25 protein-coding genes and 2 tRNA genes are annotated in these 25,629 nt (G+C 62.2%); 16 read left to right on the top strand and 11 right to left on the bottom strand.

Features of this window, described 5'->3' with window-relative positions:
• Positions 1–8: 8 nt before the first annotated feature.
• From IEV58_RS00805 to IEV58_RS00790, 4 genes are read left to right on the top strand one after another with little or no spacing between them, the layout of a single operon-like run.
• Positions 9–1,559: an FAD-dependent oxidoreductase gene (locus tag IEV58_RS00805; protein WP_188407774.1), complete on the top strand. Its 1,551-nt coding sequence runs from the start codon at positions 9–11 to the stop codon at positions 1,557–1,559.
• The gene (locus IEV58_RS00800; protein WP_188407773.1) at positions 1,556–2,656 is read left to right on the top strand and encodes an ABC transporter ATP-binding protein; all 1,101 of its coding nucleotides are present in this window, start codon (positions 1,556–1,558) and stop codon (positions 2,654–2,656) included. The genes IEV58_RS00805 and IEV58_RS00800 overlap by 4 nt, the downstream gene beginning before the upstream one ends.
• Positions 2,649–4,466, top strand: coding sequence for an ABC transporter permease subunit (locus IEV58_RS00795; protein ID WP_188407772.1), 1,818 nt, complete (start codon positions 2,649–2,651; stop codon positions 4,464–4,466). Before IEV58_RS00800 ends, IEV58_RS00795 begins: the two co-directional genes overlap by 8 nt.
• A gap of 33 nt (positions 4,467–4,499) precedes the next feature.
• Positions 4,500–5,579 carry a polyamine ABC transporter substrate-binding protein gene (locus IEV58_RS00790; RefSeq protein WP_188407771.1) on the top strand — a complete coding sequence of 360 codons (1,080 nt, stop codon included), beginning with the start codon at positions 4,500–4,502 and terminating at the stop codon, positions 5,577–5,579.
• An 81-nt stretch (positions 5,580–5,660) separates the two neighbouring features.
• Here IEV58_RS00790 and IEV58_RS00785 read toward each other — a convergent pair whose 3' ends face one another.
• The 4 genes from IEV58_RS00785 to IEV58_RS00770 form a co-directional block, all read right to left on the bottom strand.
• Positions 5,661–7,187, bottom strand: a complete 1,527-nt coding sequence (locus IEV58_RS00785; RefSeq protein ID WP_188407770.1) for a tripartite tricarboxylate transporter permease — start codon at positions 7,185–7,187, stop codon at positions 5,661–5,663.
• 41 nt (positions 7,188–7,228) lie between these two features.
• Positions 7,229–7,681 carry a tripartite tricarboxylate transporter TctB family protein gene (locus tag IEV58_RS00780; protein WP_188407769.1) on the bottom strand — a complete coding sequence of 151 codons (453 nt, stop codon included), beginning with the start codon at positions 7,679–7,681 and terminating at the stop codon, positions 7,229–7,231.
• Positions 7,682–7,747: 66 nt separating this feature from the next.
• Positions 7,748–8,731: a Bug family tripartite tricarboxylate transporter substrate binding protein gene (locus IEV58_RS00775; RefSeq protein WP_188407768.1), complete on the bottom strand. Its 984-nt coding sequence runs from the start codon at positions 8,729–8,731 to the stop codon at positions 7,748–7,750.
• Between the two features lie 87 nt (positions 8,732–8,818).
• Complete coding sequence (locus tag IEV58_RS00770; RefSeq protein WP_188407767.1) at positions 8,819–9,493, bottom strand: GntR family transcriptional regulator; 675 nt, start codon at positions 9,491–9,493, stop codon at positions 8,819–8,821.
• A 225-nt stretch (positions 9,494–9,718) separates the two neighbouring features.
• Here IEV58_RS00770 and IEV58_RS00765 point away from each other — a divergent pair, with 225 nt between their 5' ends.
• From IEV58_RS00765 to IEV58_RS00755, 3 genes are read left to right on the top strand one after another with little or no spacing between them, the layout of a single operon-like run.
• Positions 9,719–10,459 (top strand): SDR family NAD(P)-dependent oxidoreductase, encoded by a 741-nt coding sequence (locus IEV58_RS00765; protein WP_188407766.1) that lies wholly within the window; start codon positions 9,719–9,721, stop codon positions 10,457–10,459.
• A 39-nt stretch (positions 10,460–10,498) separates the two neighbouring features.
• Entirely contained in the window at positions 10,499–11,692 is a 1,194-nt protein-coding gene (locus IEV58_RS00760; RefSeq protein ID WP_188407765.1) for a pyridoxal phosphate-dependent aminotransferase, read from the top strand.
• A gap of 26 nt (positions 11,693–11,718) precedes the next feature.
• Positions 11,719–13,005, top strand: a complete 1,287-nt coding sequence (locus IEV58_RS00755) for a hypothetical protein (protein ID WP_188407764.1) — start codon at positions 11,719–11,721, stop codon at positions 13,003–13,005.
• A 127-nt stretch (positions 13,006–13,132) separates the two neighbouring features.
• Here IEV58_RS00755 and IEV58_RS00750 read toward each other — a convergent pair whose 3' ends face one another.
• Together IEV58_RS00750 and IEV58_RS00745 are read right to left on the bottom strand one after the other, a co-directional pair.
• Positions 13,133–15,322 (bottom strand): esterase-like activity of phytase family protein, encoded by a 2,190-nt coding sequence (locus IEV58_RS00750; RefSeq protein ID WP_188407763.1) that lies wholly within the window; start codon positions 15,320–15,322, stop codon positions 13,133–13,135.
• A 198-nt stretch (positions 15,323–15,520) separates the two neighbouring features.
• Positions 15,521–16,177, bottom strand: coding sequence for a hydrolase (locus IEV58_RS00745; RefSeq protein ID WP_229729095.1), 657 nt, complete (start codon positions 16,175–16,177; stop codon positions 15,521–15,523).
• Positions 16,178–16,328: 151 nt separating this feature from the next.
• On the opposite strand from IEV58_RS00745, the gene IEV58_RS00740 reads away from it, so the two are divergent.
• Together IEV58_RS00740 and IEV58_RS00735 are read left to right on the top strand one after the other, a co-directional pair.
• The gene (locus tag IEV58_RS00740) at positions 16,329–17,279 is read left to right on the top strand and encodes a LysR family transcriptional regulator (RefSeq protein WP_188407762.1); all 951 of its coding nucleotides are present in this window, start codon (positions 16,329–16,331) and stop codon (positions 17,277–17,279) included.
• 185 nt (positions 17,280–17,464) lie between these two features.
• Complete coding sequence (locus IEV58_RS00735; RefSeq protein ID WP_188407761.1) at positions 17,465–18,400, top strand: pirin family protein; 936 nt, start codon at positions 17,465–17,467, stop codon at positions 18,398–18,400.
• 169 nt (positions 18,401–18,569) lie between these two features.
• Here IEV58_RS00735 and IEV58_RS00730 read toward each other — a convergent pair whose 3' ends face one another.
• The 4 genes from IEV58_RS00730 to IEV58_RS00715 all read right to left on the bottom strand — a co-directional run bounded on the left by IEV58_RS00730 (position 18,570) and on the right by IEV58_RS00715 (position 21,147).
• Complete coding sequence (locus tag IEV58_RS00730; protein ID WP_188407760.1) at positions 18,570–18,779, bottom strand: cold-shock protein; 210 nt, start codon at positions 18,777–18,779, stop codon at positions 18,570–18,572.
• Between the two features lie 293 nt (positions 18,780–19,072).
• Entirely contained in the window at positions 19,073–19,933 is an 861-nt protein-coding gene (locus IEV58_RS00725) for a flagellar motor protein MotB (RefSeq protein ID WP_188407759.1), read from the bottom strand.
• A gap of 22 nt (positions 19,934–19,955) precedes the next feature.
• Positions 19,956–20,819 (bottom strand): flagellar motor stator protein MotA, encoded by an 864-nt coding sequence (gene motA, locus IEV58_RS00720; protein WP_188407758.1) that lies wholly within the window; start codon positions 20,817–20,819, stop codon positions 19,956–19,958.
• 253 nt (positions 20,820–21,072) lie between these two features.
• Positions 21,073–21,147 (bottom strand) — tRNA-Gly (locus IEV58_RS00715).
• A 210-nt stretch (positions 21,148–21,357) separates the two neighbouring features.
• Between IEV58_RS00715 and trxA the strand changes: the two genes are divergently transcribed.
• From trxA to IEV58_RS00695, 4 genes are all read left to right on the top strand, one after another.
• Positions 21,358–22,272, top strand: coding sequence for a thioredoxin (gene trxA, locus IEV58_RS00710; protein ID WP_188407757.1), 915 nt, complete (start codon positions 21,358–21,360; stop codon positions 22,270–22,272).
• 21 nt (positions 22,273–22,293) lie between these two features.
• Complete coding sequence (locus IEV58_RS00705) at positions 22,294–22,968, top strand: LON peptidase substrate-binding domain-containing protein (protein WP_188407756.1); 675 nt, start codon at positions 22,294–22,296, stop codon at positions 22,966–22,968.
• Between the two features lie 15 nt (positions 22,969–22,983).
• Entirely contained in the window at positions 22,984–23,196 is a 213-nt protein-coding gene (locus IEV58_RS00700; protein WP_188407755.1) for a Trm112 family protein, read from the top strand.
• A gap of 150 nt (positions 23,197–23,346) precedes the next feature.
• Positions 23,347–23,817, top strand: coding sequence for a tellurite resistance TerB family protein (locus IEV58_RS00695; protein WP_188407754.1), 471 nt, complete (start codon positions 23,347–23,349; stop codon positions 23,815–23,817).
• 134 nt (positions 23,818–23,951) lie between these two features.
• Here the strand turns inward: IEV58_RS00695 and IEV58_RS00690 are convergent.
• Positions 23,952–24,027 (bottom strand) — tRNA-Ala (locus IEV58_RS00690).
• Positions 24,028–24,153: 126 nt separating this feature from the next.
• Here IEV58_RS00690 and IEV58_RS00685 point away from each other — a divergent pair.
• From IEV58_RS00685 to folD, 3 genes are read left to right on the top strand one after another with little or no spacing between them, the layout of a single operon-like run.
• Positions 24,154–24,438, top strand: a complete 285-nt coding sequence (locus tag IEV58_RS00685) for a YggT family protein (RefSeq protein ID WP_188407753.1) — start codon at positions 24,154–24,156, stop codon at positions 24,436–24,438.
• Positions 24,435–24,752, top strand: a complete 318-nt coding sequence (locus tag IEV58_RS00680; RefSeq protein ID WP_188407752.1) for a DUF167 domain-containing protein — start codon at positions 24,435–24,437, stop codon at positions 24,750–24,752. The genes IEV58_RS00685 and IEV58_RS00680 overlap by 4 nt, the downstream gene beginning before the upstream one ends.
• Positions 24,749–25,627: a bifunctional methylenetetrahydrofolate dehydrogenase/methenyltetrahydrofolate cyclohydrolase FolD gene (gene folD, locus IEV58_RS00675; protein ID WP_188407751.1), complete on the top strand. Its 879-nt coding sequence runs from the start codon at positions 24,749–24,751 to the stop codon at positions 25,625–25,627. Before IEV58_RS00680 ends, folD begins: the two co-directional genes overlap by 4 nt.
• Positions 25,628–25,629 lie beyond the last annotated feature (2 nt).

Raw genomic sequence — 25,629 nt, 5'->3', positions numbered from 1 at the left:
AGATGCCGATGCGCGCGCCCATCACCTCATTGCAGGGCAAGACCTATGATGTTGTCGTGATCGGTGGCGGCATCAACGGTTCCAGCGCGGCCCAGCATCTGGCCGCTGCCGGCTACACCGTGCTGCTGGTGGACAAGGGCGACTTTGCCTCCGGCTCCACCAGCCGCTCCAGTCGGCTTCTGCACTGCGGGCTGCGCTATCTGGCGCCGGGACGCTCGCTTATGGATTTTGTGCGGCACCCAAAGCGTCTCGCCATTGCACTGCGGATGGCGCGCCTTGCCATGCAGGCGCGCGCCGAACTCGTCGAGACCTCTCCTGCTCGTACGCGGGCCATGAACTTCGCCTTCCCGATCTACAAGGGCGGTCTTTATCGCGGTTGGCATCTCGATGCCGCCTTCGCGGTGCTGAAGCGCCTTGGCCCCGCAAACCCTCCGCTCGATTACAGACGCGTGTCGGCGGAACGGGCGAAGGAATTGCCGCTGATCCGTTGGCTCGGTGATCATTACGGCAGTCTGGAAGCCGTGGCGCTCTTCCGTGAATACCAGATGGACTGGCCGGAGCGCCTCTGCATCGACAACGTCATGGACGCCGAGCGCCTTGGCGCCACCGTGCGAAATTACACCTCCGCGCGGCTGCTCACTCGCACTGGCGAGGCCTGGACCGTGGGCCTGTCGGATATGCTGGTCGACAGCGAGGAGGTCACGGTTACCGGCAAGATCGTCCTCAACATGGGCGGTATCTGGATCGATCAGATCAACCGCGAGGCCGCACCGGCGGCCAGCCGCAGGATTCTTGGCACGAAGGGCGCCCACATCGTGGTCAAATTGCCCGAGGAGTGCCGCGACTACGGGCTTGCCATCATCAACAGCAAGAACGAGCCGTTCTACTGTGTGCCTTGGCGCGGCTATCATTACTTCGGCCCGACTGAAACCCTCTACGAAGGCGATCTGGACGACATTCATACCACGCCGGAAGATATCGGCTGGCTCGTGCGTGAGGCAAATCTCATGCTGCCAGGTGCCGGGATAAAGGCATCGGATGTCGTGTTCACCTGGTCCGGCGTGCGCCCGCTGACCTACGACCCGATGATGCCCTTCGGCAAACGGTCGCGCGACATCCATGACCTGGCGGCCGACGGCCTCCCCGGCGTCTTCGCCATGACCATGGGCTCCGTCATGAACCACCGATCGGGCGGCCGCGACATGGCGCGGATCGTGGCAGGCAGGATTCCTGCCTCAGGTCCGGCGCGCCCATCGTCATATGCCTCGCACGACAGTGCGCCGGGCACATCCCGGCCGCGCGAGCATGCCGTGACGCTTTACGACGCCGCCTTCCGGCGCGCCGGGGTCGGCTGGGAGGCCGGGCTTGCACCGGAGGCGCAGAGGGCGGTGCTGCATCAGCTGATGGACGATCTCAGCTGGGAGGATAGCGGCCGCGATGATGAGATCGCGAGCTTCCTGGCGCAGGCGCATCACCTGCACGGCCCGGGCTGGAGCGCCGCGCCGCACACAACCATAGCCGCCCCCAAGGGCGAAGCCGAAGGACTGGCTCTGTCATGAAAAGCAAACTCAGCATCAAGAACGTTTGGAAGTCCTATGGGTCTGTGATGGCCCTGAAGGAGACGTCGCTTGAGGTGCCGGAAGGCGAGTTCCTGACGCTGCTCGGACCCTCCGGCTCAGGCAAGACAACGCTGCTGATGACACTGGCTGGCCTGGTGCTGCCGGACGGTGGAGAGATCCGTATCGACGGCGTTCTGTCTACTTTTGCGCCCAGTCATCAGCGTGACATCGGCATGGTGTTCCAGAACTATGCCCTGTTCCCGCATCTGACGATCTACGAAAACATCGCCTTTCCGCTGCGCATGCGCCGCATGCCCGCCGCCGAGATCGACCGCAAGGTGAAGCGGATCCTGGAGATCGTGCGGTTGCCGCATGTGGCTGAACGGTTTCCCAGTGAGCTGTCGGGCGGGCAGCAGCAGCGCATCGCCCTGGCGCGCTGCACCGTGTACCAACCCTCCATCGTCCTCATGGACGAGCCCCTGGGAGCGCTCGACAAGAAGCTTCGTGACCAGATGCAGATCGAGATCAAGATGCTCCACGAGGAGCTGAAGACCACGATCCTCTACGTCACGCATGATCAGGAAGAGGCCATGTCCATGTCGGACCGCATCTGCCTGATGAACGATGGCCAGATCGAGCAGATCGGCACGCCCAACGATCTGTATTTCGAGCCCAAAAGCATCTTCACCGCGCTGTTCCTGGGCGGCGCCAACATGTTTCCCGTCAGAATCAAGGATCAGGACACCGACTTCGATACCTATGAGGGGCCTGGCGGCGGCATGATCCGCGCGCCGCGGACGAACGATCCGCGCCGCAGTGGCACCGATGAGCTGTCGATCATGGTGCGCCCCGAGCACATCACGCTTCTGCGGTCGGACGAACATGCCGAGAACGCGGCAGAAGTGCGGGTCCGGAACAGCGTCATGGTCGGTCCGGTGACCAAATATTTCGGCGAGCTGGCCGACGGCACCGACGTGACCTTCACGCAGCTGACCACCGCGCCAACCCGCAGCGCCATCAGCGGCGACACCATACGGATCGGCTGGCCTGCCGCCCGCACCGTGGTGCTGCCCGGACGGAGCGTCGGCCATGAGTGATACCGCACTCAGGGCGCCGCTTCCCGCCAGGGCGGACTCCGGCCTGCGGTCGGCTAAATTCCGGCGACTGTGGCCACTGCTGCCGACGTCGATCTTCCTTCTGATCGTCTTTCTGATACCGGTCAGCCAGTTGCTCTGGCTCAGCATCGTGGATGCCGGCGGCGAGATCAATCTTGACCATTACGAGCGCCTGTTCAGCACCACGCTTTATTTCAACGTGCTCAAGAACACCTTCAGTATCGCGCTCTGGACCACGCTGATCTGCATCGTTGCGGGCTATCCGGTCGCCTATCTCCTGGCGTCCGTCTCTCCGGCCTCCCGCAGCGGCTTGCTGATATGGGTCATGGTGCCGTTCTGGACCAGTTTCCTGGTGCGCAGCTTCGCCTGGATGCTGCTGCTGGGGCGCGACGGCGTCCTCAATCAGTGGATGGCTTCGCTGGGGGTCATCGAGCAGCCGCTGAAGCTGATGTACAACTTCTTCGGCGTCATGGTCGGCATGTCGCACGCCATGCTGCCGATCGCCATCCTGACCATGCTCTCGGTGATGCAGAGCATCAATCCCAACCTGACAAGGGCGGCCTCGACGCTGGGCGCGGGCACCTCCCACTCGTTCTGGCGCATCTATTTCCCGCTGTCCCTGCCGGGCGTCGCCGCAGCCGGCCTGCTGGTCTTCATCACCGCGATGGGGTTCTTCATCACGCCAACGCTTCTTGGCAGCCCGCGTGAAATGATGATGGCGCAGCTCATCATCATCCAGATCGAGGAAATGCTGAACTGGGGCTTCGCCGGGGCCATATCGGTCATGCTTCTCGTGGCCGCCTTCAGCATCTTCTATCTGTTCGACCGCGTGCTTGGCATGTCGGCACTGACCGGTGGCGCCAGCTACGGCAAGAGCCGTGGACGCGACGGCCTTCTCTCGCGCCTGGGCTCCGACATCGGCCGCCGGTTCATCGCCGGGATCAGCTGGATCGGCTGGGGCATCGGCCATGGATTCCATATGCTGTTCCGGCCGAAATACGATCGGCCCGGCGGCCAGCGCATGACCGCACGTTGGCTGGTCGGTCTGGCCGTGATCATCTTTCTTGCGGTTCCGACCTTCTTCGTCATCCCGCTGTCGTTCTCGGAAAACAGCTTCTTCGGCTGGCCGCCGCGTGGATTCTCATTGCAGTGGTACGAGGCCTATTTCAGCTCCGCCATTTGGCAGGAGGCCACTCTTCGCTCTGTCGGGGTTGGGCTCAGCACGGCCATGTTGTCGGTCGTTCTCGGCACTCCCGCCGCCTTCTTCCTGTCCCGTCAGCAGATCGCGGGCAAGACGGCGATCATCGCCTTCATCCTGTCGCCCATCATCCTGCCGCACATCGTGGTCGCCGTGGCGCTGTTCTACGCCTACTCCTATGTCGGGCTGATCGGCACCAATATCGGTCTTGTCATCGGCCATACCGTCTTCACGCTGCCCTACGTCATCATCACCGTGATGGCCGTGCTGAAGAACTACGACCAGCGGCTCGACCAGGCTGCCTGGACGCTGGGCGCGGACCAGGCCCGGACCTTCCGCTACATCACCTTTCCGCTTATACGCACCGGCCTGATCACCGCATTCCTGTTCGCTTTTGTCCGGTCGTTCGATGAGTTGACCATCGCCCTCTTCGTAAGCGGTGGCATCGCCACGACACTGCCTCGGCAGATGTGGTCGGAAGCTCTTCTCAACATCAGCCCTACTCTGGCGGCGGTCTCCACGCTGATGCTCGTTTTCGTTGCCGCCATCATCCTGATTGCCGAGTTCGTCGGACGCAGAAGCCGTCGAAGATAAGCCCTGATACCGGAACCGTTGGAGCGCAGAACCATGAGTGACACGTTGAACCTATCTCGCCGCACCCTCATCAAAGGTGCCATGACTGCCGGTGCCGCCGGCGTCGCTCTGCCCTGGCTGTGGCGCCCGTCCCAAGCTGCACAGACCTTGGTCTGCGCAGATCCGGGCGGTGCCTATACCACGGCCTTCAAGGAGGCCTTCTACGAACCTTTCACGAAGGAAACCGGCATCGCGGTGACATCGGTCGCCCGGCGCGGCTATCCGGCCGCCGAGTTCAAGGCGCAGGTGGAAACCAAGAGCTACAATTGGGATCTCAGCGGAGGCATCTCCGCCGACATCGCGGACTTTCTGAAGAAGTCCGATCTGGTGGAGGACCTCGACCTCGGTGGGGACGATGTCGCCGCCATCCCCGCCAACATGAAAACCCCGTTCTTCGTCGGCAACGGCCTGTACACCTTCATCCTGGCGTACCGGTCCGACCGGATGAAGAACGTCAAATCCTTCGCCAGCCTCTGGGACAAGGAACTGCCCGGCGGACGCGGCATGCGCCGTTTCGCACGCGATTCCATCGAGGTCGCCCTGCGTGCCGACGGCGTTGCGCCGGGTGATGATATCTACAAGGTTCTGTCCACGGCAGAGGGCTGGGACCGGGCCTTCAAGAAGCTGGACGAGATCAAGCCGCAGGTTCAGGTCTGGTGGGATTCAGCGCCTCAGAGCACCCAGATCATTCAGACCGGGGAGGTCGATATCTGTCCCATGCCGAACGCCCGGGCCCAGACTGCCATCGACAACGGCGTGCCGGTGGCCATCGATTGGGAAGGTGGCTTCTACAGCGTGGAGGGCTGGTGCATCCCGAAGGGCGCGCCCAAGGCCGATCTTGCACGCCAGTTCGTCAAGTTCTGCGCCAGGGCCGACCGGCAGGCCGCCTACACCAAGGAATTGAGCAACGGCCCGACCAACCCCGGCGCCTACAAGTTCATAGATGAGAAACGAGCGCCCGCCTTGCCGTCGTTCCCGGACAATCTGGCGAAGACTGTCGCAGTGAATGATGCGTTCTGGGGCGAGCACAAGGCAAAAGCGGATGTACGCTTCAGCGAGTGGCTCCTGAGCTGACGGAAAGCGGACCGGAGAGCATCGGCTCTCCGGTCTCCAAACGCGTCCGCAGCGTCTGAACTGCTATCCAGAGATAGCTCCTCACGCGCCAGCGCTAGCGGGGTCGGCACGTGCGGTGCGTCCGAATCGCTGGAGCAGAGGCAGTACCACCAGCAGGACCACCGTGGTCACCATGATCCAGTTTGAACCCGGCCGTTCGAAGAAGATCGTGGCAGACCCCTGTGAGATCATCAGCGTCTGGCGCAGTGCTTCCTCGGCCATAGGTCCGAGAACGAGAGCAAGAAGCAGGGCGGCGGGCGAATAGCCGTAAAGCCGCATGAAGAAGCCGACGACGCCCGCCGCGAACATCAGGTACATCTCGATGTTCGAGCTGGCCACGCTGAATGTACCGATCGTGCAGATGACCACGACGATGGGCGCGAGGATGCGGTAAGGGATGCGGATGATCTGCACGAACAGCGGGATCGCGAAGATGTTGATCACGAGCAGCGCCATGTTTCCCAGATACATGGAAGCGATGAACCCCCAGGCGAGCGGCGCATTCTGTTCCATGAAAAGCGGTCCAGGGCGCAGGCCCCACATCAGAAAGGCGGCGAGCAGGACGGCCGTCGAGCCGGACCCGGGAATACCGAGGGTGAGAAGCGGGATCATGGCACCGGACGATGCGGCGTTGTTCGCCGCCTCTGGCGCCACCAGGCCCGCCATTTCACCCTTGCCGAAGTTTTCCGGACGCTTGGAGACCGACCGTTCCAGCGAGTAGGCCATAAGCGACGCGATCGTCGCGCCGGCGCCGGGGATCACGCCGACCACGAAGCCCAGGAGTGAGCCCCGGATCATCGTGAAGCGCGTGCTGACCCAGTCGTGGAGAGACGGCCAGAAGTGCTTTTCCTCGCTATATCGGATCAACCTGTCGGCGCCGGTTTTATGGGCACCTTCGTAGAAGGAATAGAAGAGTTCGCCCAAACCAAAAAGGCCGATGGCAATGGGAATGAACTCTATGCCGCCAATGAGCTCGGCCGATCCAAAGGTGTACCGGCTCTGGCCCGTCTCAAGATCCACGCCGACCGTACCGAGAGCAAAACCGATAAGCGCGGATATGAGGCCAAGCTTCCAGTTGTGCCCGAGCATCACCAGAAGAGTGATCATGCCCAGCATGGCCAGAAGGAAGTATTCGGGCGGACCAAAGTTGCGCGCAACCTGCGCAAACGCGGGCGCGAGCACTGTCAGCAGCATCACCCCGATGGTTCCGCCGGCAAAGGAGGCGACGGCCTGCATCACCAGGGCAGGACCGGCGCGACCCTTCTTCGCCAGTGGGTAGCCATCGAATGTACTTGCGACAGTGGCGGATTCGCCGGGGGTGTTGAGCAGGATAGAGGTGATCGTGCCGCCGTACATCGCACCGTAATAGATGGCCGCCAGCATCATGATCGCACCGGTAGGATCCATGCCCATCGTCACCGGCAGCAGGATCGCGAGGCCGGCCGATGGTCCAAAGCCGGGGATGACACCGACCACCATGCCGACCATGGCACCCACCAGCAGATAAAGAATATTGATGGGCGAAACGGCGACGGCCAGACCCATCCAAAGATCTGCAAAGATATCCATGAAGCGAAGCTCCTTTTGCGGCCGCAGCCGCCGTGCCGCCATCAGAATGGCAGTGGCAGAAGTCCTTCCGGCATGTCCGCGTTGAGCGTCACGACGAAGAGCAGGTAGAGGCAGGCCGGCACCGCCACCGACAGGGTGGCGTTGAGAAAATACCGGCCTCTGTTGAAGATCGACAGGATGACCAGCAGAAATATGACCGTCCCCACGACGCCGCCGACCAACCGCAAGGCCACAAGGTAGCCAATGCTCGCCAGGACCATCGCGGCAACGGACCAGGCGTCTGCCGCCACACCAATATCGCCTTCGTCGGCGGCCGAACGCCGATCACTTATGAGGGCTGCCAGGCACAGGACAACGAGAAGCGTGCCGATGATGCGCGGAAAGAAACCGGGTCCGAGACGACCGGTCGTCGTCAGAAAGGACAAGGTGTCATAGGCATAATAGGAATAGAGCAAGCTCGCCGTCAGGAGCAACGCCAGAAAAACAATGCGCATGTTGCTGCTTTCTGCTTTAGGCCGCCGGCGCCGAGGGAGCCAGCGGCCAACCGAAGGGGCTGCGACTTACTTGATGGCGCCCTGCTCTCGCAGCACTTTCTCGAATCCATCCTGCGTGGTTTCGAGGAAGCTGGCGAAGTCATCGCCATACTTGATGTTTTCGGTCAGAAAGTTCGACTCGATGTACTTCTGCCATTCGGGTGTTTCGACGATCTTCTGGAAGGTCTTGATCCAGAAGTCCTTCGCCTCCTGCGACGCGCCGGGAGCAAGGATCACCCCGCGCGGCATGGAGACGCCGACGTCATATCCCTTCTCCTTCATGGTCGGCACCGGTCCAAGAGCCTCGGGGGTCTTTTCTCCGCTGTAAACGAGGGCCTTCATGTCCTTGGATTCAACCATGCCGACGATCTCGCCTGGATTGCTGACCATGGCGTCTACCGCGTTCGAGAGCAGGGCCGTTGTCATGTCGCCCATGGCGTTGAACGAGATGTATTTGATGTCGAAGCCGGCTTTTTCAGAAAAGATCTTCGGAACGATGAAATCGACATTAACCGTGCCGGTGCCGGCTATTGTGGGTGGCTTCTTCTTGGCGTCAGCGATGAATTCTTCAATGGTGTTCCACTTCGACTTGCCGTGGACGACAAGAGCCAGATCGTCGGTTGCAAGCAGGGCGACGGGTGTGAAATCAGCAGGCTTCCAGGGCGTGTTGGCCTGAAGCGGTGTCGTTATGAAACTGCCAGAAGTGGTCGAGATATCGTAGTCGCTGCCGGACTTCGAGTAGAGATGCCCCCACCCGACCGCGCCGCTACCTCCTGCCCGGTTCTGAAGTTCGATATCGCCGGGGTAGAGTTTGTACTTATTGATGATTTCGACCATGGTCCGGGCCATGATGTCGTTACCGCCACCAGGTCCGAAAGCGATCGTCCAGTTGAGCTTTTTGTCTGGATAGTCCGCGAGCGCGGGAACCGTGCCGAGCAAGCCGGCGACGCAAGCGAATGCCAGGGCGCGTGCCCTGAAACCCGCGGCATGCCTTATCGTATGCCGTATCATTTGCATTCCTCCCCTTTTTTGGCGGACCACCGCCTTTTTGTAAGTGCTGGAGCTCTTTTCCTGGCCCCAACACCCTTTAAGCTTTCATCAGAGTGTCTCCAGCCAGCGGCGCTTGCCGCTGATGTGGTGCTGTTCAGCGGCATCTCGCGCCGTCGCCACGTCACCAAGCTCGATCGCCTTCAGAATTTCCTTGTGCTCGCCATTGGAGAACTCCATGGCATCTTTCCCGCGCAACACGCGCCGCCTCAGAAGGCGCACCTCCTTGCCGAGGGAACTGTAAAGCTCTGAGGTCCTGCGCCCTCCCGACAGCTCTGCGATGCGATCGTGAAATCTGAGATTAAGGACAAAGTAGTCGTCTTCGCGCACCTCGATGATACACTGGTCCATTTCCTCTACCAAGCGGCGCAATTCGGCCTTTTCTTCCTTGCCGGCACGCTTTGCGAGACAGCTGCAAGCATAGCCGGCGATCACCGCACGCATCTCATAGAGTTCCACAGCGTCCTCGACCGAAAGCTGCCGGACGAAGACACCCTGGTTCGCGATCGAGGAAACCAGCCCGTCTCTCTCCAGAAGTCTGGCGGCTTCGCGGATGGGGCCCCTGCTGACGCCCAGTTGCCTGGAAAGCGTGAGCTCGTTCAGGCGCGAGCCGGCCTGCAGCTCGCCCGTCAGGATAAGCTCTTCCAATCTGTCGCGGGCGACCAGGGTAAGCGTGCGATCGCGCCGCTCCGTGACGGCTTCCATGGCTTTTTCATCGGTACTCATGACGCCATGCAATGCCATCGATCCATGTCTGTCAACGGTTTGTTGACAATCGGTCTACAGCTGCCATCCTTACACTGAAGGGTCGGGCTTCGCGATCATCGTGCAGCTGATGAGACGGCCGCGGGTCCAGCTCGGCTTGTGGTCGGCGGCTTATCCGGCCGCATGTCGTCCGGCGTCCACGCCGCGCCGTGATTTCAAGACGTTTGGGACGGAGAGAGAAGCCAGATGAGCGACAAAACTTTAGCCGGCAAGACGGCCTTTGTTTCTGGATCGGGACGCAATATCGGGCGTGCGGTCGCGGTGGGGCTGGCGCGGCTGGGCTGCAACGTGATCGTCAACGGCGCGACAAGCCGTGAAAGCTGTGAGCAGACCGCAGCTCTTGTAGAAGCGCAGGGTGCGAGGGCGCTCATCGCTATGGGCGACATGCGCGATCCGAAGGCAATTTCGGGAATAGCTGACAGAGCGCTCGGCGAATTCCACACGGTGGACATCCTCGTCAACAACGCAGCCGTTCGACCTCACAGTCCATTCCTGGGCGTGAAAGAGGAGGACTGGCAGGCGGTCGTCGACACCAGCCTGACCGCCGCATTTCGCACCTCTCAGGCCTTTCTGCCCGGCATGGTGCAAAAGGGGTGGGGGCGGATCGTCAGCATGACGGGAATGAAGTCGATCCAGGGCTATTTCGAGGGCGCTCATATTTCCGCAGCCAAACATGGGATCTGGGGACTGACGAAAGCTCTGGCAACGGAATTCGGTCCAAAGGGGATAACCGTGAACGCGGTGTCTCCAGGGCAGACGCTGACCGAGGGGGGGGCCGCAGATGATCCCAAGAAGCTCGCCGGCATTCCGGTTGGGTTCATGGCGGAGCCTGAGGACATCGCCGCGGTCGTCACCTTCCTTGCTTCGCCGCAAGCACGGTTCGTCAACGGGCAGATGATCGCCGCCAACGGCGGCCAGACAACCTGATCACTTCATCCCTAGAGGCACCAGCCAGAGGACACCGCCATGGTTCGGATTGCCGAACGTCTCAAGCGCCTGCAGCCCGCCGCCACGCGGATGGCTTCCGAACGGGCGGCAGACCTGCGCCGGCAGGGGCGCGATATCATATCGCTTTCCACGGGTGAACCGGATTTCGTGTCGCCTCCCTCGGTCATGGAGGCCGCGAAGGCGGCGATCGAGGCCGGAAAGACCTTCTATACTCCGGCGGCGGGTCTCAACGAGCTGCGGGCGGAAGTCGCCAAATATTACAAGGACCGCTTCGATCTGGACTACGCTGCCACCGAGGTCATCGTCGGATCGGGGGCAAAACCCTTGATCTTCGAGGCCTGCGCCGCGCTGCTTGATCCAGGCGATGAGGCAATACTCATCGCTCCCGCCTTTGTCAGCTATGTCGAACAGATCCGCCTGTGCGACGCCACACCGGTCGTCGTGGAGACTGATCCCGAAACTCTTGATTTCAGCCTGGACGATATCAGGGCTGCGATCACGCCGCGCACCCGGGTGCTGATCCTGAATACTCCCAACAACCCATCCGGGCGCATCTTCAGTGACGAGCTCGTCACTGGGCTGTGCCAGCTCGCCATCGAGTTCGACTTCACCATCATCAATGATGAAATCTACGAGCGCATCATCTTCGACGGGCTCGTCTACCGGAACCCACTCAATCTGTGCCCGCAGGCGCGCGATCGGATGCTGCACATCAATGGCGCAAGCAAGGCCCTGGCGATGACCGGCTGGCGTATCGGCTTTGCCATCGGCCCGCAGGATCTCATCAAGCGCATGACCATGCTGCAGGGTCACAACACCTCCGGCGCCAGTTCCATCGCGCAATGGGCGGCGCTGGGTGGTCTGAGAAACGGCCAGGCGGAAATCGATCAGATGCGCGACCGCTATCAGATCCGCAAAGATCTCATCACCCGCCGGCTCTCCGAAATGCCCCATATCCGCTACATCCCGCCTCAGGGCGCCTTCTACATCTTTGCCGATATCCGCCAGACCTACGGCAAAAAGGTCGGTGGCATGACGATCACCGACGACAACAGCTTCTGCGAAGCGCTGCTCGAGCAGGCGGAAATTGCGGTCATTCCTGGCTCGTCGTTCCTGCAGCCGGGGTTCTTCCGCATGTCGTTCGCGACGAGCGAAGAGATCATCAATACGGCCATGAACCGGATGCACGCCTTCCTGTCGCAGCTCAGGTAGCAAGATTCATGAATGGGGAGAGAGCAATGACGTTCGGGATCGCTGACATCAGCAGGCAAGTACCCATAAGGCAGGTCGGAGACGGCAAGCTGAACAGCTTTTTCGGCTATTACAACAAGACCAATTTCAGTGTCGATGACCGGTTTCTGCTCGCCAACCGCACACCGATGTTTACCGGTAACCTCACCGGCAAGGAGGTGGCAGAGGTCGGATATTTCGATCTGCAGGATGGCGACCGCTGGCACAAGCTGGGCGAGACGACCGCCTGGAACTGGCAGATGGGCTGCCAGCTGCAATGGGTGGGATCAACGGGCAAGATCATCTATAACACCCGGGCGACCGGTGCGTCCGGCCCCGCCAATGTCTACCCCGACTTCCGCTCCACCGTTGTCGATCCGGCCAGCGGCGAAAGCTATGAATTGCCGCTGCCCATCTATGTGATGGCGCCGAACGGGGCGTTTGCGCTAACCTTGAACTATTCCCGATTCATCGCCACGCATAAAACGATCGGCTATCTGGCGACGGAACAGGAGCCTGAGCTGGAGCTCGCGCCCGAGGACGACGGCGTCTGGCGCATGGACATCGCGACGGGCAAAACCGAACTCATCCTGTCGCTTCGCCAGCTCTTCGACTTCCAGCACGTGCCTTCCATGGACAAGGCCATGCACTGGATCACCCATATGGAGGTCAATCCGTCAGGCACCCGCTTCCTGTTCATTCACCGCTGGACGGAACGGCCCGACGACGAGTTCTGCTATCTGCATCGTCTCTTCACGATGAACGGAGACGGTTCCGATCTGAGGCTGTTGGAGGACACCGATCATCCTCTGCCCCAGCTGGAAGCAGATTATGATCCCAGCCAGCACGGCACCTTCGACTATGAGAAATCTATCTACCAGATCTCCCATCCTCTTTGGAAATCGGATGACGAGATCATCGTCTGGGGGCCTCACGACGGTGAGATTCACTACCAGCTCTATGATGATCGAAGCGGCGCTGTAACAGTCATCGGCCGCGGTATTTTAACGGAGAACGGCCATATGACCTATGGCCGCGACGGTCGCTGGATGCTGTCGGACACCTACCCGGACGACAGGACCAACCAGCGCGCCCTGTTCCTTTTCGATACCCACAAGGATCGCCGGTACGACCTAGGCGCCTTTTATACGCCCTCTGATCTGGGCAAACACAACCGCTGCGATCTTCACCCGCGCTGGAGCCGAAGCAACAACATGGTCTGCATCGATTCAGTCCATGAGGGATCGAGGCAGATGTATCTGCTCGACATATCAGGCGTCCGGGAGCGGCTTTGATTTGGCCGGCAAGCGTCGGGACGGGACACAGCGAGTGCCTGAACGGCACTTATGAGCTCTGGGGGAGGTCACGTGGTGACCTCCCCCATTTGATCGGAGCAATCGCTTTTTTCAGAACGTCACGATCTCAGAGCTTGCCCAGCCACAGGAACTGGGTTTCGCCCGAGGAGTCGTCCACGCCGTCATTGTCGGTGACGGCGAAGGCATCACCATTTGCGTCCACGGCGAAGCCTTCCACCTTGTCGAGGACATAGCCCATCGGCGCCTGAAGAGCAGGCAGGAAGTCATACACTTCCGTCTTGGTCACCAGCGGCAGCTCGCCACCGAGGGGCGCAGGCATCATGTCTGCCAGTGCCACGGCGTAAAGCTTCTTCAGCTTGGCGGCGCTGCCGAGCAGATTGTCGCGTTCGATCAGGATGACGCGGTCGCCGGCAGCGGTGATTTCGGAAAGGCCGACCCATCCCGCGCCCTTCGGATCAAGCGGGTAGCGAACAGCCGACCATTCCTTCGTGGCAGGCTTGTAGGCGAAGAGCTTCACCTCGTTTTCCGCGTCATCCTTCCAGGGACGCTGCTGGGCAAGCCAGATCAGCTGGTCTTCCCCTTCACCCGTCACCGCGACGCCTTCATATCCAGAGGCCGTGGCCTTCGCTGCGACATCGGCAGGAAGCTCGATTTCCTCCTGAATGGCGCCCTCGGAGTCCATGCGCAGCAGCAGGTTCTTGCGTTCCTTGGTATTGCCTTCGGAGGCGAGCCAGAAGCCGCCGCCGCTCACCAGCGCCACGCCTTCGAGGTCGAGATCGGCGGCGGCCGAGCCGTTGCGGGTCACGGTCATCTCGGCGGTGATGCGGGCAGGCTTCTGTGCCGCGTCGATGGTGAGGATCCGTGGGGCTGCGCCATAGGCGCTGTCGGTCACCGCATAAAGGCGCCCTGGTGTGGACGCGTCCGCAACCAGGCCGGACAGCGCGCCCCAGGCGATGGGGAGCCCATCGGCACCGGCTTCGGAGCGGATCGTCGGATAGGCGGGAGCTGAATGCTCGCCGCGTTCGTAGACAACCACCTGGCCGCCGATGCCACCGTCTTCAGTGAGATCGGTTTCCGTGGCTGCAACGAACAGGTTGCGCGAGGGGATCGGGAGCAGGCCTTCGGGGCCAATCCCGCCGGGAAGAACCTGCAGAAGCTGCGGCTCGTTGCCGTTGTCGCGGTAGACGGCAATCACCGAACCGCGCTCGGAACCGACGAACAGCAGTGTCTCGCCGTTGTATTCACCGACAGCCACGCCTTCGATCTCGATGCCCTTCTTGTTGCGCTTTTCAGGATAGTGGCCGAGCGAGACGAGCTCATGCTCGAGGCTCGTTCCCGCATCATAGGCAACCGAACCATCGCGATTGAAGATGGTGAAGCCGCGGGTGCCGCCCTTCCAGTCGCCTTCATTGGCGGTGATCAGGCGATCGTTGCCGATCCAGGCGATGCCATCCGGCTCACGCACGACATCCGCCATGGAGCCGTTGAGTTCGATGGCCCCATTCTTTTCCGTGTCGATCTTGTCGAGGCTGACCGTTCCGGCACTGAAATGGCTTTTCACCTCGCCTGTCGTGCCGTCGATGATGGCGATGGCGTTGTTTTCCTGCAGCGTGAGCGCGATTTCGCCGTTATCGTTGATGTCGACGAATTCCGGCTCGGGATCCTCGGCGGCGACCATGTCCGTCAGGCCGGTGAGGCTGATCGTCTTGACTGCGGCGCAGTCCAGCGCCTCGCCGCCGAGCTTGATCGTAACCAGGCTACCACCCGGCGCCTGCGGTATGGCGCCGCCGTTGACCTCCTCGTCGCGCTGGTTTTCCATGGCGATGGCCAGGAAGCCGCCGTCCTTGCTCGATGCCACCGAATCCGGCTGGCCTCCGAGGTCGCATTCGGCCCTGACAACCTTGGCCTCGATGTCGATGGAAACGAGCTTGCCCGAAGGCTTGGTAAGGTCCTCCGTGGTGTCGACGGCGACATAGGCGATGCCGCCGACGATCTTGACCGACGTCGGATCACCGCCGACCGCGACGGTTCCCATCGGCTTGGGTTTCCTGGCATCGGTGAGATCGACTATTCCGACCTGCTTGCCCGGCGCATCGGTGTAGACAAGCGTCATGCCGTCTTCGGAGGCTGAGATGATTTCGGCAACGGCTTCCTCGACCCCTTCGCCGCCGTTGGGAAGGTTGTCGCGGACGCTCATGGTGGCGATGCGGTTGAAAAACGGGTCGGCACTGGCCGACAGGCTGGTGCCGATGAGCAGCGATGCTGCGAGCGGAGCAAGAACGATCCTGCGCGACATAAGATTCCTCGGATAAGTGAAGCCGAGGGACTTAAGACCGGTCCCATGACGGGCGCATGACAGTCGAGGCTTGAAGCAGGGTGCGCGGTGCACCGGCTGGCAGGAGGCGGCCTTCCGGTTGAAAGGGGATGACAAGGCCTGATGAGAGGCCAGCTTTTTCACAAGGCCTCGTTTCTGATCCTCGTCATCCCGCTTCAATCAGGCTGCGGTGGTCGGCACCGGCGTGTTGAGCAACTGCTGTTCCCACAGATATGCAATGCCGCTGCCGGCGGCATGCTGCTTGAGCACCTCCGTCAGTTCGACCGCCGTCTCGGTCCGCGCCCAGTCGCGCTGCCATTCCGCCGCCAGCGCCAGCCAGGTCATCATGTTCGCGCCGGCCGCGATCATGCGCTGGATGGCGACCTCATGGGCCTCGACCGAAACGGCGCCTGACGCATCGGTGATAACAGTGACATCCCAGCCTTCGCCGAGGGCCTGGATCACCGGCATCGCGACGCATATCTCGGTCCATAGGCCGGCGATGATCAACTGCTTGCGGCCGGTCGCCTTGACTGCGTCCACCACCTTCTGGTCCTCCCAGGTGTTGATGAACGTCCGGTCGATCACTTCCTGGCCGGGGAACACATCAGTGATCTGGGGGAAGATGAGGCCGCCGCGATCAGCGATCACGCTCGTCAGGATGGTGGGGACGCCGAAGGCCTTGGCGGACTTCGCCAGAGCCGTCGAGTTGTTCACCACCATGTGCGGATCGTGACTGTTCAGGTTCGTGAGCTGATAGGGCTGGTGGTCGATCAGGACGAGTACCGAGTCTTCGGGACGAAGAAGCGAAGCAAGGCCGTTTCGAAAGCTCATCATTGCATCCTTTGCTGCCGTCGTGCGCGGCGTTGGTTTTTCCGGGAGACATGCGCCAGCGGCGGCGTTGCCCGAACGGGACACTGCGGTTCCCGCGCGCGATGCGGTAGTGTCCTTTCAAGGTGAGCTGTGTCGCGAGAAGGGGAACGCCGGAGTGGACATCGAAGAGCTGAAGACATTCGTGGAGGTTGCTGATGCCGGAGGAGTTTCGGCCGCTGCGCTCCGGCTCGGCGTCTCCAAGTCGATCGTCAGCCGCCGGCTCTTCCGGCTCGAGGCGGAACTTGGCATCCAGCTTCTTGCACGAACGACCCGCGGGGCCGCTCTCACCGAAGCCGGGGCCACTTTTCGGGACTATGCCGCAAGGGTCAGTGCCGAGATCGATGTGGCCAGGGAAACGATCCTGCCCACCGGTGAGCTACGAGGCCGCCTGCGCGTTGCCGCCCCGCTTACGTTCGGGCCGACGCACTTTGCTCTCGTGCTCGCGGAGATGGCGCGACGCCACCCTGAACTCCACATCCAGACCTGCTACAGCGATCGCTTCGTCGATCTCATCTCAGAGGGTTATGATTGCGCGATACGGGTCGGCTATCTTCAAGATTCCAATCTGATCGCAAGACGCGTCGGCCCGATCTACGGGAAGCTCGTCGCAAGTCCTGACTATATCACGGCACACGGGTCGCCGGAGACGCCGGAGGAGATCGTCGCCCATCAGGCACTCATGCAGGGCACCGAAGCCTGGCAATTCATGGACGGCGGCAAGATCATCACGGTTCGTCCGCAGGGGCGTTTCAAGGCCGACAACGGCACAGCTCTGGTCGCCGCCGCAACAGCCGGCCTCGGCATTGCCTACCTGCCCGATTGCCTCACCCATGAATATGTGGCGTCCGGGGCGCTCGTGCCGATCATGACACGGCATCCACCACCTCCGGCAGGCGCCTATGTCGTCCGCCCGCCAGGCCAGCATCCCGCCCGGAAGATCCGGGTCCTGACCGAATTACTGATCGAATATTTCGGACAGACGCCGCACTTTGAGGTGTCGGTCGCGGCAAGCCCCTTGCCGGCCTCAAAGCAGCCGGGGCGGGTGCGGGAGAGGGTTGATCCATAGATTGCTGGGCGCGTCCCACTTTTCGCGACACAGCTTAGCGCTTTGCGGCGCTAGATGCGGAGACCGCCGCTTGCTAGATCGCTCTCATGGCCCATAGCTCAACGCGCCCGCGCGATGCAGACTGATCAGAACCCGGCTTCTGTCGGCCATGGTGCCGCCTGAAAGCCCAGGAAAGGATGACCCCTATGAGTTGGAATCCAGCACTCGAACCGGGCTGTCCCGATGAGGTGGGCATTGACGCAATCGAAACCCTCATCGTTCCGCGTTCCCGCGACCTTGGTGGTTTCGAGGTCCGGCGCGCCTTGCCGGCGCCGAAGCGGCAGATGGTTGGGCCGTTCATTTTCTTCGACCAGGCCGGCCCGGCCGAGCTGCTGACCGGGCAGGGCATCGATGTCCGGCCACACCCGCACATCGGTCTCGGCACCGTCACCTATCTCTATCGCGGTGACTTCCATCACCGCGACAGCACAGGTGCCGATCAGTTGATCCGTCCGGGCGCGCTGAACTGGATGGTTGCCGGTCGCGGCGTTACCCATTCGGAGCGCACGTCTGCGGCGGCCCGAAGCGGCCCGAACAGCCTATTCGGAATCCAGACCTGGCTGGCGCTGCCCGAAAGCCACGAGGACATGGCGCCCATGTTCGAGCATCACGGCAAGGAGGCGCTGCCGATCATCGAGGACGGCGGCGTCTCGGTTCGGCTCATCCTTGGCAATGCCTATGGCAAAGCGGCCCCCGCAACCCTGTTCTCGGAAGCATTCTACGCCGATGTGAAGCTTGAGGCGGGAAGCCGCCTGCCGATGCCGGACGATCATGAAGACAGAGCCATCTACATTGTCGAAGGCTCGGTCTCGATCGCCGGCCAGGATTTCGAGGCACCTCAGATGATGGTCTTCCGCCCCGGCGACAAAATCACGGTCGCCGCCGGCGGGAGAGGTGCGCGGCTGATGATCCTCGGTGGCGCGACGCTCGGTGGACCACGTTACATCTGGTGGAACTTTGTCGCTTCATCCAAGGAACGCATCGAAGAAGCTAAAGCCGAATGGCGCGCGCAGAACTGGGGCAAGGGACGCTTCGATCTCCCTGTCGATGACCGCGAGGAGCACATTCCCCTTCCGGCCTGACCGGCGTTGGGCACTACATGAGGATGCCACGGCGCTGCAGTCTCGGCCTCGCGCCGCTCGATTGCGACGCCGAAAAAGAAAAAAGGCCGGGAGGTTTCCCGACCTTCTCCTGACGCTTCCATGGCCAGTGCCAGTACATCCGTGGTCAAGGACCAGAAGCGTTATAGCCTTACGCGGCTTGAAGGTTCTCAGCCGAACTCTTGCCGTTGCGGTCGTCCTTGACGACCTCGAAGCTGAGCTTCTGACCCTCAACCAAGCCGCGCATACCCGCGCGCTCGACAGCAGACACATGGACGAAGACGTCCGGCTGTCCGTTGCTCTGCTCGATGAAGCCGAAGCCCTTAGTGGCGTTGAAGAATTTTACAGTTCCAGTGTTCATGACGATTTCCTTTCAAATCGGCACAGATCGTCGTCGCCAGGCCGCATGCCAGGCGCCGTAGTGTTCGAAATTGAGAAGGGAAGATCGTCAGAGCGCCGAGGCGCGAAAACAAAGTTCGTCAGCAAGATCGATGGCCACATACATAGCGGTCAATTGTGTTCGCTGCAAGGCGGACGGCGAGTTTCCTTCATTCCTGCACTTAGTAAGCACATGCTTTCGGCCATTCCCGACCGACGGGTGGCGTTCACTGAGATGCGTTTGAGCCCACTTGATCCTGTTCGAGCGCCTTGTCGTCAGCGAAGAACTTTTGGGGGCAGCGACGGCTCCGCATTGAGCAGCGTGATCGTCACCCGTCGGTTCGCCGCGAGGTGGGGATTGTCGGGGAAGACCGGCTCGGTGTCGGCGCGTCCCGCCACGGAGACGAATTGGTCGTTGGGGAGCCCGGCACCCGACAGGATCTCGCGCACGGCGAGTGCGCGCCCGGCGGTGAGGCTCCAGGGATCGACAGCCCTTACCGAGCTCGGGCTCGCTGCGGCCGCGTGGCCGGTGACAGACAGTTGGTTGGGCAGCAGGCGCAGGGTGGGCGCGAGCGCCTCCAGCACGCGACGGGTGCGCTCGTAGGGGCGTACCGAGCCCTCGGGGAACATGGAACGACCGTCCTCGTCCACGAGGGAAACGTTCACCCCCTCCTTGGTCTGCTCGATCACGATATTGTTCGAGATCTCGGCAATATCGGGCATCTTCTGGAGCGCCTGGCGGATGCTGGCCATGGCGCTGTGGTTGGCCTGCTCGTCGGCGGCCGGGCGGCTCTCGTCGCGGTCGCTGGCGCGGCCCGAACTGTTCGGGCGCGCCCCGTCCTCCTGCCCGGTCGGACCCGTCGCCGGGTTGCGGGGCGCCGACGACTTGTCGCCTGACTGGTCTGGGGCAGTGCCCGCCAGGACGCCGCCCGCGCCACTGGTGCTACCCGGCGCGAAGTATTCCGCCAGGCCTTCCTTCTGCTGCTGCGTCGTCATGTTAATCAGCCACATCAGCAGAAAGAACGCCATCATGGCGGTCACGAAGTCCGCGTAGGCGATCTTCCAGGCTCCGCCATGGTGCGCATGGGCGGCCTTCTTGACCTTCTTGATGATAATCGGCTGGGTGGGTTTCGCCATCGAGGTACTACTGGAGATCGGGTTAGATGTTGGCGGGCAGCTTGGCGGTTGCCGCTTCCACTTCGCGGAAGGTCGGCCGGACTTCGCTCATCAGAGCCTTGCGGGCGAATTCTACCGCCATCACTGCCGGCTGGCCGCTGATATGGGCAAGGAGCCCCACCTTGAGTGAAAGATAGTATTTGGATTCGGCCTCGAAGATGTTCCTGAGCGCCTGCGCCATGGGCCCAAAGAAGCCGTAGGCGACGAAGACGCCGAAGAACGTGCCTACGAGCGCACCGCCGATCAGATGTCCCAGCACCTCTGGCGGCTCCGTGATCGCTCCCATCGTCTTGATCACGCCGAGCACGGCGGCGACGATGCCGAGCGCCGGGGTTCCGTCGGCGATAGACTGCATGGACGCAATGATACGCTGCTGCTCCTGGTGGTGCGTCTCCAGTTCCTCGTCCATGAGAGCGTCTATCTCGTGGACGTTGTTGGCACCCATCGTCAACATGCGCATGTAGTCGCAGACGAACTCGACCGCATGATGGTTCGCTGCAAAAGTCGGGAACGCGTTGAACAGCTTCGAATCGCTCGGATTTTCAATATGCTGCTCGACCGCGATCAGGCCCTTCTGGTTCACAAACTTGTACAAGGAATACTGCATCCCCAGCAGTTCGACATAGCATTCCTGCTTGTACTTGGGGCCCTTCACGAGCGTGCCGAGCATGGCGGGCACGGCCTTGAGCACCGGCGCGGTGTTGCCGATGATGAAGGCGCCGATCGCTGCACCGAGGATGATAACAAACTCGAACGGCTGCCAAAGGACGAGGAGGTGGCCACCCATCGCCGCATAGCCGCCGAAGACGCAGAGGAAGACGATGATTGTGCCGACGATCAGCCGCATGAATTTTACCACCTTCACGCTACGGCAGGTACAGCCCGCGCGAAGCCACTACTGGTGCAACCAAATGACCGATCCAGGTTAAGGGCAAGTTAGAGCCCTGGGCCTGCAGGTTTGTCATCCCCCGGTCATGGCTCGCGATACTGCGACCGAGCGGTAACCAGCGCCTGACGCCAACTCAGATACCCCTTCGAACCAGTACCCCAAAATGACAAAAGCCCCGGGAGACCCGAGGCTTTTTGGCATTTTGCGAATCTGGAGCGGGCGAAGGGATTCGAACCCTCGACCCCAACCTTGGCAAGGTTGTGCTCTACCCCTGAGCTACACCCGCTCGCGCCAGATTCGTCAGCAGCACCGCTGCATGGCGCTCCTATAAACCGAAATCTTGGCCCTTTGCAACGGGCTTTCGCGCGTCTTGTCATCATTCCATGGGGCCGATACATGCAGAAGGTGATCCGGTGCGGCGGCGGGGACTTTCATTCTGCCGCGCGCCGACCCATGTTTCGTGCAACAGATCCGCCCCTGGCAGAACGGGAACAGCATGCTCGAGATCCAAGGAAAGACCCCGGCCGCCGATGCCACCGTGTCCGATGCCGGCGCCGTGACCGAAACGACCACCACGACCTTCGCCGCGGATGTGCTGCAGGCCTCGCGCGAGAAGCCGGTGCTGGTGGACTTCTGGGCGCCCTGGTGCGGGCCCTGCAAGCAGCTTGGGCCCGTGCTGGAACGGGTGGCGAAAAAGGCTGGCGACAAGATCAAGATCGTGAAGATGAACATCGACGAGCATCCGGCGGTGGCCGGCCAGCTCGGCATCCAGTCGATCCCCGCTGTGATCGCCTTCGCCAAGGGCCAGCCAGTAGACGGCTTCATGGGCGCCTTGCCCGAGGCGCAGGTGATGGAGTTCGTGGAGCGGATCGCCGGCCCCGTCACCGACGCCGAAGATGTCATCGCCGAGGCCGATGCCGCGCTGGCGGAGGGCAATGTGGTGGCGGCGGGCGAGCTTTATGCCGCCGTGCTGGCTGAGGATGAAACCAATGTCGCGGCTCTGGCGGGCCTTGCCCGGGCGCAGCTGATGTCCGGCAGCGCGGAGGCCGCCTCCGCCATTCTCGACCGCGTGCCGCCGGCAAAGTCGGGCGATGCAAAGGTGGCGGCCGTGCGCGCCGAGATCGCGCTGGCATCCCAGAGCGCGGGCCTTGGTGAGACGGGCGAGCTGATGGCGAAGGTCGAGGCCGATCCCGACGACCACCAGGCGCGATTCGACCTTGCCGTGGCATTGGGGGCCGCCGGACAGCGCAAGGAGGCCGTGGACCATCTCCTGGCCATCATCCGCAAGGACCGGGAATGGAACGAAGACGGCGCGCGCAAGCAGCTCGTCCAGTTCTTTGATGCTTGGGGCCCGACCGATCCCGCGACGCGTGACGGACGTCGGCGGCTGTCGTCCGTTCTCTTCGCCTGAAGGCGCCCTATAACCCTTTCCATGCCGATCAACGAGCCATACAGGACGATCCGGCAGCTGCCCGGCTCCATACCAGTGTTCCCGCTGCTGGGAGCATTGCTGCTGCCGCGCGGAGACATGCCGTTCAATATCTTCGAGCCGCGCTATCTGACCATGGTGTCGGACGCCCTGAGCGGCACGCGCGTGATCGGAATGGTGCAGCCGGACCCGGATTCGGTGGATAACCGCCACCCGCCGCTGATGCCGGTGGGGTGTCTCGGCCGCATCACCAGCTTTTCGGAGACCGGCGACGGGCGGTGTCTCATCACGCTCACCGGGGTCGCGCGCTTCCGCGTCGCCGAGGAGCTGAAGGTGACGACGCCCTACCGACAGGTGCGGGCGGATTATTCCGAGTTCGGCCAGGATCTCGACCCGCGCGCCGGCGAGAAGGATGTGGACCGGGGGGCGCTGCTGCGCACGCTGAGAGCCTACCTGGAAGAGAACGATCTGAAGGTGGCCGACTGGTCGAGCGTGGAGCGGGCGCCGCTGGAAGATCTGATCAATGCCCTTGCCATGACCTCCCCCTTCGGTCCGCGCGAGAAACAGGCTTTCCTGGAAGCGCCAGACCTGAAGGCACGGGCGGATCTTCTGGTGGCGCTGGCGGAAATGGATATCGCCAAGACCGGAGGCGGTGATAACAATCCGTCGCTGCAGTGACATGAGGACGTCGAGATGAGCGAAAGCACCCCTGGTCCCACCGGCCCGACCCTCAAGGGCGTCGATCCCAAGCTGCTGGAAATCCTCGTCTGCCCGCTGACCAAGGCGACACTGGAATATGACGCGGAGCGCCAGGAGCTGATCTCGCGGCCGGCAAAGCTCGCCTATCCCATTCGCGACGGCATCCCCATCATGCTGCCTGACGAGGCTCGGCCGCTGGAGGGATGAGGCGGATAACTGGCGCGCTCCATCACGCTTGTGACGGGGAGGGCCTTTGAGTCACCCAAACGACACGGACCGTGCGTTCTCCGGTCGCGCCCCTGCGATTCCGGGGCAGCCGATATGGTCAGCTTTGCTGACTTGGCTATAGTGCCCGATATGCTCGATCGCGTTCGCTCCTTCGTAAACCGCCTCCTGGATCCCGATGACAGGCCGCTGGATGCCGATGGCACCCAGATCGCGGCGGTGGCGCTGATGTGCCATGTGCTGGCGGCGGATGGCATCGTAGAGGACGAGGAGAAGGCGGCGCTCAAGCGCATCGTCGCCGCCAGGTTCTCGTTGAGCGATGACGCAACCGACGCCCTCATCGAGGAGGCGACGCGGATCGACCGCGAAGCCGTGGATCTTTATGAGTTCACCAGCACCATCAAGCGCGATTACGACCGGGAGGCGCGGTTGTCACTGGTCAGCGCCATGTGGGAACTGATCTATGCCGATGGCGGCGTGCATGAGCTGGAGGACAACATCCTCTGGCGTGTTTCCGAACTGCTGGGTGTCGATCGGCGCGAGCGCATCGATCTGAAGCTGAAAGCGTCTCGCAGGCCGGCCGGCGAGCACGGCGAGGATTGAACCTGCATCGGTGAACGCGAGGAAAATCTTCACGGCGCTCGCAAAAATCGGCGTCAAGGATGGCTGGGCGGGTCTTGAAGCCATCGCGCAATCCAGCGGGGCGCGACGAGGCGGATAGCATGTTGCGGTGAGGCTGGTGGAGCCGAGGGGATTCGAACCCCTGACCTCTGCAGTGCGATTGCAGCGCTCTCCCAACTGAGCTACGGCCCCGGTGCGGGACATTTATGTTGGCGGCTTCCAGGCTGTCAAGGCGGCTTCAAGCCTTGCTCCGGAACACTTTCCGCAGGTAGAAGAGCACATTGGCGCGTCACCTACCCCTCTTGAGGTCTTCCCCATATGAATCCGATCGTCTGGCTGATCATCATCGTCCTCGACATCTGCTTCTGGATCGTGATCGTCTCGGCGATCCTCTCGTGGCTCATCGCGTTCAACATCGTCAACACGCGCAACCAGTTTGTCGGCGCCATAGCGGAAACGCTCTACCGGCTGACCGAGCCCATGCTGGCGCCCATCCGCAGGTTCCTGCCGACGCTCGGCGGCATCGATCTTTCGCCGCTGGTGCTTCTGGTCCTGATCCGCTTTCTGCAACAGGTGGTGATCTACTTCACTGCCCAGATGTGACGGCCTGGACCGCCACGGGGCGCGGCATCCGGCTGCGCGTTCGGCTGACGCCGAGAGGTGGGCGCGACGCGATCGAGGGCATCGAAGATCGCGGTGGGGAAGAGATCGTCAAAGCGCGGGTCGCCGCGCCGCCGGAAGATGGCAAGGCCAATGCCGCGCTGTGCCGGCTTTTGGCAAAAGAGCTGAAAATCGCACCGTCGCGCATATTGGTCGAGGCTGGCGCGACGGCACGTATCAAGACCATCGGCATCGCGGGTGAGGCATCATCGCTTATCGCCGCGGTCGAGGCAAAGTTCGGAAAGGATCGGACATGAGCGCCACCATCATCGACGGGAAGGCCATCGCGGAGACCGTGCGCGGCGAGGCTGCGGATCGCGCGGCCGCGCTGGAAGCGGCGACCGGAGTGAAGCCGGGGCTGGCGGTGGTTCTGGTCGGCAATGATCCCGCCAGCGAGGTCTATGTGCGCAACAAGGCCCGCCTGACCGTGGCGGCGGGCATGGCGTCTTTCGAGCACAAGCTGCGGGCGAACACCTCGGAGGCCGACCTCATCGCGCTGGTGGAGAGGCTGAACGCCGACCCCTTGGTGCACGGTATCCTGGTGCAGATGCCGTTGCCCGGGCACATCGACAGTGATCGTGTCGTTCTGGCGATCGACCCGGCAAAGGATGTCGACGGCCTGACACCCGCCAACGCGGGGCGCCTGGTGCTGGGCAGGGGCGGTCTCGTGCCGTGCACGCCGCAGGGCTGCATCATCCTCGCCAAACATGCGCTCGGACCTGATCTTGCAGGCAAGGAAGCGCTGGTGATCGGCCGCTCGATCCTGGTCGGCAAGCCGGTCGCGCTCCTGCTGCAGGCGGAGAGCTGCACCGTCACCATGGCGCATTCGAAGACGCATGATCTGGCCGGCCATTGCCGCCGCGCCGATATCCTGGTGGCGGCGGTGGGGCGGCCGGAAATGGTGAAGGGCGACTGGATCAAGCCCGGCGCCGTCGTGATCGACGTGGGCATCAACCGCATCGCGCAGGAGGGCGGCAAGACGCGGCTCGTCGGCGATGTGGCCTATGAAGAGGCGCGCGAGGTTGCCGGTGCCATCACCCCAGTGCCCGGCGGGGTCGGTCCCATGACCATCGCATGCCTGTTGCAGAACACGGTTACGGCCGCCGAAGCGCAGGTGCGGCCGGGGGCGTGAAG

The sequence above is a fragment of the Agaricicola taiwanensis genome (genome assembly GCF_014635245.1).
GTDB classification, from domain to species: Bacteria; Pseudomonadota; Alphaproteobacteria; order Rhizobiales; family Methylopilaceae; genus Agaricicola; species Agaricicola taiwanensis.
This window is presented reverse-complemented; position numbering and strand designations above follow the sequence as displayed.